Annotated in this window: 5 protein-coding genes and 2 pseudogenes; 3 read left to right on the top strand and 4 right to left on the bottom strand. The window is 67.0% G+C overall.

Annotated elements, in window-relative coordinates; all coding sequences use genetic code 11:
• Window positions 1-110: 110 nt before the first annotated feature.
• Window positions 111-1,285, bottom strand: a pseudogene (locus tag BGP03_RS32975) (IS3 family transposase).
• A gap of 265 nt (window positions 1,286-1,550) precedes the next feature.
• Window positions 1,551-3,566, bottom strand: a complete 2,016-nt coding sequence (locus tag BGP03_RS32970; protein WP_298795471.1) for a serine/threonine-protein kinase — start codon at window positions 3,564-3,566, stop codon at window positions 1,551-1,553.
• 578 nt (window positions 3,567-4,144) lie between these two features.
• Between BGP03_RS32970 and BGP03_RS32965 the strand changes: the two genes are divergently transcribed.
• Window positions 4,145-5,008 (top strand): helix-turn-helix transcriptional regulator, encoded by an 864-nt coding sequence (locus tag BGP03_RS32965; RefSeq protein WP_298795473.1) that lies wholly within the window; start codon window positions 4,145-4,147, stop codon window positions 5,006-5,008.
• An 11-nt stretch (window positions 5,009-5,019) separates the two neighbouring features.
• Here BGP03_RS32965 and BGP03_RS32960 read toward each other — a convergent pair whose 3' ends face one another.
• Window positions 5,020-5,205 carry a DUF397 domain-containing protein gene (locus BGP03_RS32960; protein WP_298795514.1) on the bottom strand — a complete coding sequence of 62 codons (186 nt, stop codon included), beginning with the start codon at window positions 5,203-5,205 and terminating at the stop codon, window positions 5,020-5,022.
• 447 nt (window positions 5,206-5,652) lie between these two features.
• On the opposite strand from BGP03_RS32960, the pseudogene BGP03_RS32955 reads away from it, so the two are divergent.
• Both BGP03_RS32955 and BGP03_RS32950 read left to right on the top strand, forming a co-directional pair.
• Window positions 5,653-5,968 (top strand): annotated as a pseudogene (locus BGP03_RS32955) (transposase); the annotation flags it as partial.
• Between the two features lie 123 nt (window positions 5,969-6,091).
• Entirely contained in the window at window positions 6,092-7,501 is a 1,410-nt protein-coding gene (locus BGP03_RS32950; protein WP_298795475.1) for an IS1380 family transposase, read from the top strand.
• Between the two features lie 646 nt (window positions 7,502-8,147).
• On the opposite strand, the gene BGP03_RS32945 is transcribed toward BGP03_RS32950, so the two are convergent.
• A partial coding sequence (locus tag BGP03_RS32945) for a hypothetical protein (RefSeq protein WP_299738675.1) occupies window positions 8,148-8,906 on the bottom strand: 759 nt, incomplete at its 5' end.

Here is an 8,906-nt window from a genome sequence, read left to right as displayed (position 1 = left end):
CCGAACCTGGACCGATTACCCGGCCAGGGCTGCGTGACAAGCCACTAAACAGCACCGACCTGATGTACAACTGAGCTTGACCCCCAGAGCCGGACACTGACGGTGTGGGGTCAGTGATCTTGGTCGGGCTCGGTGTGGGCTGCTTCGTAGTCCGTAGGCGAAAGCATTCCGATGCTGGAATGGCGCCGCTTGGGGTTGTACCAGCACTCTATCCACTCGAATATCGCGGTGGCAAGCTCGGCACGAGTTTTCCATGTTCGGGAGTCGAGGAGCTCTAGTTGCATGGTGCCCCAGAAGGATTCCATCATGGAGTTGTCGTAGCAATCGCCGATCGAGCCCATCGATCCGACGAGGCCGGCGTCGACCAACCGCTGCCCGAATGCCCACGATGTGAACTGCGACCCGTGATCCGAATGCAGGATCGCGGAATGACGTTCCGGGCCACGGCGGGTGATCGCCATCCCCAACGCATCGACGACCAGCGCGGTGCGCATGTTGTTGTCGATCGACCATCCCACGATGCGTCGTGAGTATGTGTCGAGAACTGCGGCGCAGTACACCTTCCCTTCCAGAGTGGGGTGTTCGGTGATGTCGGTGCACCACAGTTCGTCGGGTCCATCGACGACGAAGTCGCGGTCGACCAGGTCGGCGTAGAGCTCGGCGTGCTGGTCACGGGCGGTGCAGCCGCGGCGCCGGCGCCGGTAGAGACCCTGAATCCCGGCCTCCCGCATCAGCCGGGCGACCCGCTTGTGGTTGACCGCGATGCCGAGACCGAGGGTCAACTCGGCGTGCATCCGCGGCCAGCCGTAGGTGCCGCGGGAGTCGACGTGGATCTTCTCGATGTGTTTGAGCAACAACTCGTTCTCCAGCGTGCGGACTGATTTCGTTCCGGATCGCCATTCGTAGTAGCCCTGGCGGCGGACGCGCAGTACCCGGCAGGCCACCGCGACGTCGAAGCCGTCGTCGGCGAGTTCACGGACCAGCGGGAAAACTACTTTGGGAGGACGTTCTCCCGGGCGAAGTAGGCGGCGGCACGCTTGAGGATCTCGTTCTCGATCTCGAGGCGGCGTTTGTCCTTGCGGAGCTCGGCCAGCTCGCGTTTCTCGTCGCTGGTCAGCCGTGTCGCCGACGGGTTGCCGTTATCGGCGTCGTCCTGGGCGATCCAGTTCCGCAGGCACGACTCGGAGATGCGCAGGTCTTTCGCGATCGCTGCGATGGGTTGCTCGCCGAGACGGGCGAGCTCGACGGCGCGGCGCCGGAACTCCGGCGGGTGAGGTGCGGGCACGAACGACATCCTCCCTGGCGGACCGGGGTCCACCTCAGGTGACGTGTCCGGCGTCAGGGGTCAAGCTCACAACCAGGCGCGGCAAGCCCCTTTCAGCGTTCACACCGACGTCGCCACTGCGTGATTGTGGCTTCGCGGACCGGATTTGGCCGATCCTGGCGAGCTAGTCGCGGGCCAGGCAGCGGATGTAGCCCGGTGCGTCGTCGCGTGTCATGGTCCGGTGAAAGACCCCTTCGATGAGTTTGGGCCAAGGCCGTTCGAGCGCTTAGCCATTGAGGCTGTAGGTGGTCAGGTCGCCACTGTTCTGCTTCACGACATATGCCTGGCCGTCGGCGCCCGGCGCGAGGTCGATAGGGCCGCCGTCCACGGAGAGCGTTTGCGTCACGACGTTGGTCGTCAGGTCGATAACTGTGACGGTGTCTGACCGCGGGCTTGTGACGTACGCCAAGCGGCCGTCTGGGGACAGCACGACTTTCTGCGGCTCTCTGCCGACCGGGATGGCGGTGATTTCTGCGCGGTTGATTACGTCGATGACTGACATAGTGTTGGAGCCCGAGTTGGCGACGTAGGCGTAGCGGCCATCGTGGCTGAAGACGATGCCCTGCGGGGCCTCGCCAGCGCGGACGCTGCTGGCGACCTCTTCTTTAGCGGTGTCGATCTCGAAGACGCGGTCCTCGAACCATTGTCGCGTGGCCGATACGAGCACACGGGAACCGTCGGGTGAGACCGCGAGTCCGCCAAGCGTGTCGCCCCAGAACGGGGCGACGTCGACCTCGCCGACAACCGCTCGTCTGGCGGTGTCGACGATCGAGACGCTACCTGCGTCGGCGTTGCTCACGTACGCGCGGCGGCCATCCCGGCTAAGCGCGACGTCTACTGGGCCGTCGCCGACGGGGATCGATGCGAGGACCGACCGTTTCGCAACGTCGATCATCGAGAGCGTGTTGGTGCCACGGTTCGGGACGTACGCCGTGCTGTTGTCTGCGGACAACGCCACCGCTTCGGGTTCGTCGCCGACCCGGATCGACGCCACGACCGTGCGGCGGGTGAGATCGACGACACCGACCGCGTCGGATCCGGTTTCGGCCACCAGGGCGAGCTTCCCGGTGCTATCGACTGCGATCGCATGCGGCGCGGTGCCGACGGCGATGTCGGCGGGCGGTGGAGTAGGCGCATCGCCGTTGCCGGCCGTCCACAGGAACCATCCCGTGAGGCCCCCGGCGGCGACTATCGCGAGGATCCAGCGACCCCATAGGGGACGTCTGTGGGCGGCCGCCCTTGCCGTCATCTGTCGCGTCTGGGGCTTGGGACGGGGTGTCTCCGGTTGAGGCTTCTTGAGCTTGGAGTTGGTGGGGGCTTCGCCATTGCCATCGCCACCGGCTGTCTGGGCCGCGGCGGCGCGTGGCTGGGTCAACGGCCTTCCCCGCTCCCACGCGGTCAGCTGATCGTGCCTATTGAGCACGTCCTCCACCGCGTCGACCAGTTGGCCGGCTGTTGTGAAGCGAGCTTGCGGATCGGTGGCGAAACCGCGTTCGAGCACGCCGTTGCAGGCCATCGGCAGCTTCGGATTGGCTTCGGTTGCCTTCGGCAGTCGGCGGTTCCCCGCAGTATCCGCAAGGTTGCCGGTCGGGAAGGCCATCTGTCCCGTCAGGGCCTCATACATGACACAAGCGAGCGAGTACACGTCCACGCCAGTGTGCGGCCTGTCCTCTTCGCCGTTCATGGCGGCCGTAATTCGTTCGGGCGCAACGTACTGGCGCGTACCAATGACCCCATCGGTTTTGCCGGAGTCGGTCGTCGCCTCGATCTCTTTGCCGATTCCGAAGTCGATGAGATGCGCGGTCTCCGGCGTACTCTTGCTGACCAGGATGTTGTTGGGCTTGACGTCGCGGTGGACGAGGCGGTTCTTGTGTGCGGTGTCGAGCGCGGACGCGATTTGGCCGAGGATACGAACGGCTCGGCGCGGTGCCAGCGGTCCCTCTGCTACCAGCTTGCCGAGATCAGTTCCGTCGATCCACTCCATGGCGAGGTACGGATCCCCGTTCTCCGCGCCCGCGTCGTAAACGACGACGATGTTGGGGTGCTTCAGGTTCCCGGCGAGTTGGGGTTCACGCAGGAAGCGCGTGCGGTACTGCTCATCGGCTGCGTGCTTGGGGAGGAGGACCTTGAGCGCGACGGTCCTCTTGATCACCGGGTCGTGGGCCTTCCATACCTGGCCCATCCCACCTTCCCCGATCAACTTGATGAGGACGTAACGTCCGATCTTCAACCGCTGCTGCACGATCACCTCCGTTGTGCGCCAACCGGTGATTGCGATCGCGTCGCGGGCGGCGACGTCGTGGGTCTCACAGCGTGGAGATGCGGGGGCTCGAGACCTCCAGGAGATGTCGCAGCGGGCAGTGGAAACACACCACGGACGGAGGATGATCCGGTGTGTCCTCGTTGCGATGTCGTCGCTTTTTGGCGTGTCGTTCCCGTTCGTGCCGTTGCGGGGTGGTCCCGAGCGACGCCCCGACCGCGATCGCCGCCTGCGTCTCGGTCCGCCGGACTGTCCTGTGCGCGAGGCTTGCCCCGGCGGCGCCTCACAGCGAAGTGCTGGGGTCCTGCTGTCGATCGGTCCTGATCGAGGTCCATAGATCCCCCAGTGGTCTCGGTCGGCGGTACCTGCTGGTCCGAAGTCGGTCGTAGTGCAAGCATGACGCCCGCAAGCATCGGAACGACATCAGCCAGTCCGGGCATGACCGTCTGCAGATGGGTCATGTGCAAGAGCGCCAATGCAAGTGCAGCTACTTTGAGTAGCGATGAACGTTGATTTCTTGCTGGTAAAGGACCGAACGGGTGACAGGAAGCAGCTGAGGGATGATGACGGCACGGGGTCCGGCAGTGATCCGGCGCAGGCTCGGAGCGGCATTGAAGCAGCTTCGAGTCGGGCGGGGGCTGCATCTTCAAGCGGTCGCGCAGCAGCTGGAGGTGTCCTCGTCGAAGTTGAGCCGGCTGGAGACGGGCGCCGTGGCTCCACGGATCCGTGACGTGCGTGATCTTCTGGAGATCTACCAGGCGCCGGATGAGTCTCGCGCACGGATCCTGGAGTGGGCCCATGATGCGAAGGAGCCAGGCTGGTGGCAGCCGTTCTCGGCGGCCGTGCCGGCAGACCTCGATCTGTACATCTCACTTGAGGCAGAAGCTCGAAAGATCCGCATGTACAGCCTTCCCGTCTCTGGGCTACTGCAGACGCCGGACTATGCGCGCATGCTCCTGGCCGGGGTTGCGCCTTATGTCACGTCTGAGGAGCTGGACAACTTGATCCGGGTGCGGATCGGACGGCAGGTCGTCATTGCGCCTGATCGTCCAGGTGCACCGCCGGTGGAGTTGCATGTCGTGCTCGATGAGGCTGCGCTGCGCCGGGGGACGAGCCCGTCAGTGCTGGAGCGACAGTTGGTCGAAATCCTGGCCCGCAACGAGTGGGCCAACGTGACGATCCAGATCTTGCCGTTCGATGCCGGGTTCACGATCCCCACGAGCACGTTCGCTATCTTCGAGCCTCGAGATGTTCGTGACGGCGTCGTCGTCAACGTTGAAAGCTCGGGCCAAGACGCCTACTTCGACACGGCTGGCGAGATTGCGAAGTATGAGCAGATGTGGCAGGACCTGATGGTGAAGACCTTGAACCCCGAGGCCTCAGTAGCCTTCGTGCGCAGCCTCGTCAACAGCAGCGCGAAGTAGGTGCGGCCTGATCAGTCGAACTCGCCGTTGCGCGCGCCAGCAAGGAATGCGCGCCACTCATCAGCGGTGAAGAGGAGAATCGGACCGTCAGTCGCCTTGGTGTCACGCACTGCTCGGCCACCGTCGGGCAGCGTTGCCACGCCTACACAGCCCCCGTGATGACAAAAGCTGCTCACCGCAAACGACAGGTCTCTCATCATTTCGGCGGAGGGAGTAGCTGTTGATGGGGCGCCCAGATTCATGGGGCCGGAGCTTTCCCGTGACCTGATGGGTGCTCTACGTGGCGGGGTATGCAGTTTTGAACCTCGGCCGCCTGCCTTGACCTGCGAAGATGAACCCCTCGATGACTAGCGGTCGGGATCGCGGGATGAACGCGCAGCTAGGCGGTAGCAGTTGGTCGCCGAGAGGTTAGGCCATTCGTGTCGCGGGGCCGGTCCAAGCTTCACCGGAGGTGGAAGCGACGTGTAAGGCGCTGGTACTGCTCCACCGCAGCGCGGGCGTCGCCTCGTCGAGTCGGGTTGCGTCCCGTGGAGTGGTGGAGTTCGGGTTCGCTGGTCTCGGCGTGGCGAGGATGATCGAGGCGGCCATCGTGTGACGGTCAGTGAGACCTGGCTAAGGGTTCTCACGAAGGGACACGACACACGATGGCCATGGACCATGCTGCCCTACTCGAAGTCTTGGACGTGTTGAAGGCCGGTGACCGGGTCCGGGTCGCGGCCGAGACGATGTACCAGGCGTTGATCGACACCGAGGTGTCGGCCGTGAATGGCGCGGGGCCGTGGGAGCGAAGCCCGGCGCGCACGAACCAGCGCAACGGCGCCAGTTCTCGGACGTTGTCCACGCCGGCTGGGGATCTGGCGTTGCGGATCGGAGAAGCTGCGCGCCGGGTCGTTCTTCCCCGCCCTTTTGGATCGTCGTCGGCGGGTGGATCATGCGTTGTTCGCGGTGGTGATGGAGGCCTAGCCCCGGCTCTTCATGACAGGTCCGGTGTGTCCGGGTCCGGATAGACGAAAGTGCCCCGCTACCAGGGGAGACTGTGCTTGCTGAGGGCCCAGATCTTCCAGGTAGAGGAGCACTTTCGAGGTGCAGGCTACAACGACCAGACCGAAGATCACGGCAGCCGCGGACGGCGAGGGCGTGGTGTCGCACGCTGGGTCTCGGCTGCTCGCCGACATCGCGGACCGGACCACGCTGACCGGGCAACTCGGCGAGACGCTCGCCGGGCTGCGCAAGCCCCGGGCCCGGCACGATCCGGGCCGGGTCCCGGTCGACATGGCAGTTGCGGTCGCCGACGGCGCGACGACGATCTCCGACGTCGCGGTGCTGGCCGATCAGGCCGCGCTGTTCGGGGCGGTGGCGTCGGACTCGACGTGCTGGCGGCTGCTGGACCGCCTCGACACCGCCGGGTTGGGTGCGGTCGCACGGGCTCGGGCCGCGGCCCGGGAGGTGGTCTGGGCGCAGCGCGCCGAGCTGACCGGGCAGCCGTTCCCGCCCGCTCGGGCGGCCGGGCGTGACCTGCCGGGTCTGGTGATCGACCTGGACGCGTCGGTCGTGGTCTGTCACAGCGAGAAGGAGTTGGCGGCGCCGACGTTCAAGAAGACGTTCGGGTTCCACCCGATGCTGGCGTTCTGCGACAACACCGGCGAGTTCCTCGCCGCCACGCTGCGGCGCGGGAACGCGGGCAGCAACACCGCCGCTGACCGCATCGTCGTGCTGGACGCCGCGCTCGCGCAGCTGCCCGACCATCACCGTCACGGCACTCCGATCCTGGTTCGGGCCGACACCGCCGGCTGCACCCGGGAGTTCCTCGCCCACATCCGAGGCCTGCGTGATGGGGTGGTGAGCTGCGAGTTCTCGGTCGGGTGGGCGATCCGGGGTCCAGAGCGGATGGCGATCGCCACGATCGCGAAGAAGGTGTGGACCGACGCGGTCGACGCCGATGGCGGGCACCGCGACGGCGCCGGTCTGGCCGAGATCACCCGCGTGCTGCCCGCCCGGTTGCTGGTCGGCTACCCGTCCGGGACAAGGGTGATCGTACGTCGCGAGCGCCCGCATCCCGGGGCGCAACTCGACGCGTTCGAGGAGCGAGATGGCTGGCGCTACACCGCCTTCGCTACCGACACGAGCTTCGGACAGCTCGCCCATCTCGACGCCCGACATCGCGCGCACGCCCGGGTCGAGGACCGGATCCGCACAGCGAAGGACACCGGCTTGGACCACTTCCCGAGCCGGTCGTTCGCGATCAACGCCGCCTGGCTGACCGTGGTCATGGTGGCGGTCGACCTGATCGCCTGGACCCAGCACCTGCTCCTGCACGGCGATCTGGCGAAGGCCGAGCCCAAGACGTTGCGCTACCGGCTGCTGCACGTCGCCGCCCGGCTCACCCGCGGACAACGACGGCTCTGGCTACGGATCCAGCGCACCTGGCCCTGGGCCCGCGACCTCGCTGCGGCGTTCGCCCGGCTCGCCGCGCTGCCCGTCCCGACCGGTTAATCCTCGATCCCGACACGACGAGCGGCGGGAGCGACCGGCAGAACCAGCACGCCGGCGGCATCACCATGCCCACTACCAGGGAACGGCACCGGCCAGGCCGACAGACGCAATCACAAGATCGCTCCACGGCATCCATGAATCACCGGGGCTAGTCAGGCGTTCTGGGGCGTCCCGGCACGTCCTGGGTGACGGGCCCGGGACCCGCGCGCTGATCGGTGTGCTGCTGCTGCACCACACCATGCCCGCCCACGCCGTGCTCGCCGGGATGGCCGCCGCGCTGCAGCTGGGTCGTCACGATCCGACCTCGTTGCGGTCGAGGCCCGCCGCCACCTCACCGGCCCGGCTATCGCGCCAGTGGCTCTACCTGCCGCGGTGTCCAGGGTGCTGTCCCAAGCCGCCCCGCACCGACACCGACCGCCCGCCACCCATCGCTGCGCGGCTACGACACGTTGCTCGATGACGAACCCCTGTCGGAAGGCCACCGCATAACCGCCGCACCCACCACCCCGCCACAGGCGGTGCCGCCGGTGGCCGCGTTGACCGACCCCGCCGCCGAGGCCGCGATCGGCGCCGCCTGCCACACGCTGCATCTGCCCTGTGGGGTTCCAAAACTGTCGACGATCAGGTAATTCCTCAGGGGCTGCGATCAAGTCGGACGCGCGCGGGCGGACGGCGCCGGGCGCCGAGCCAGGGCGGCTGCAAGCTGCTCGACGGCGAACCGGTCGCCAGCGGCAGCTCGGGTTCTGAGCGGTCCGAGGTCGCGGTAGCGAGCGAGCCTGCGGGCGAGGGCGTCGGCGGCAAGAGGGTCGCCCATGTCGGCCCGCCGGGCAAGATCGGCGATGTCGCGCCGCCCCGCCAGCACCTGCACCGCGGCGCGCCCGAACGGATCTCGCGATTCGATGATCCGCGATCGCAGGCCGTCCTCGTCGCGTCGACGCGCGAGCGCCGACGCGAGCGCCGAGCGGGCGTCGCCGTCACCCGCGTCGGCTCGCGCGGCGAGCGGAGCGAGATCACGGTGGACCGCGAGCTCGCGAGCCAGCGCATAACTCGCGGTGGTGTTTCCTGCGTCCGCCGCAGCCGTCAGGGCGCTGATGTTGTGGCAGGCTGTCCAACCCCGGGCCAGCACCTCGCGGGCGGGCAGCCAGCCCTGCTCGGCCAGGCGGCACAGGGCTTCCCCGTCGCCTCGTCGTCCCAGATGGGAAGCCACCTTCAGCACGGCCCACGTTTCGCCGGCATCGGCCCGGCGCAGATCCTCGTCGTGCAGCGGCAAACGACCGAGCTGGTCTGCTGCCGCTGAGTCTCCGCGGCCGGCCAGCACAACGAGCGCCCGCCGGTCGCCGCGGTAGCGCAGGGCCTGGGCCCTGGCTGAGGCGGCGAGGGCGTCGCCGCCTGCCGCACGCGCCGT

It is taken from the genome of Pseudonocardia sp. 73-21, assembly GCF_001899645.1.
Lineage (GTDB): Bacteria > Actinomycetota > Actinomycetes > Mycobacteriales > Pseudonocardiaceae > Pseudonocardia.
The sequence above is the reverse complement of the archived record's forward strand: the minus strand, read 5'-3'. Positions and strand labels throughout refer to the sequence as shown.

What these genes read in the sequence shown, in the direction of transcription:
- BGP03_RS32965 (WP_298795473.1), top strand. Translation starts at nt 4,145, where the DNA reads ATGATGACGGCACGGGGTCCGGCAGTGATCCGGCGCAGGCTCGGAGCG.
- BGP03_RS32960 (WP_298795514.1), bottom strand. Translation starts at nt 5,205, where the DNA reads ATGAGAGACCTGTCGTTTGCGGTGAGCAGCTTTTGTCATCACGGGGGC.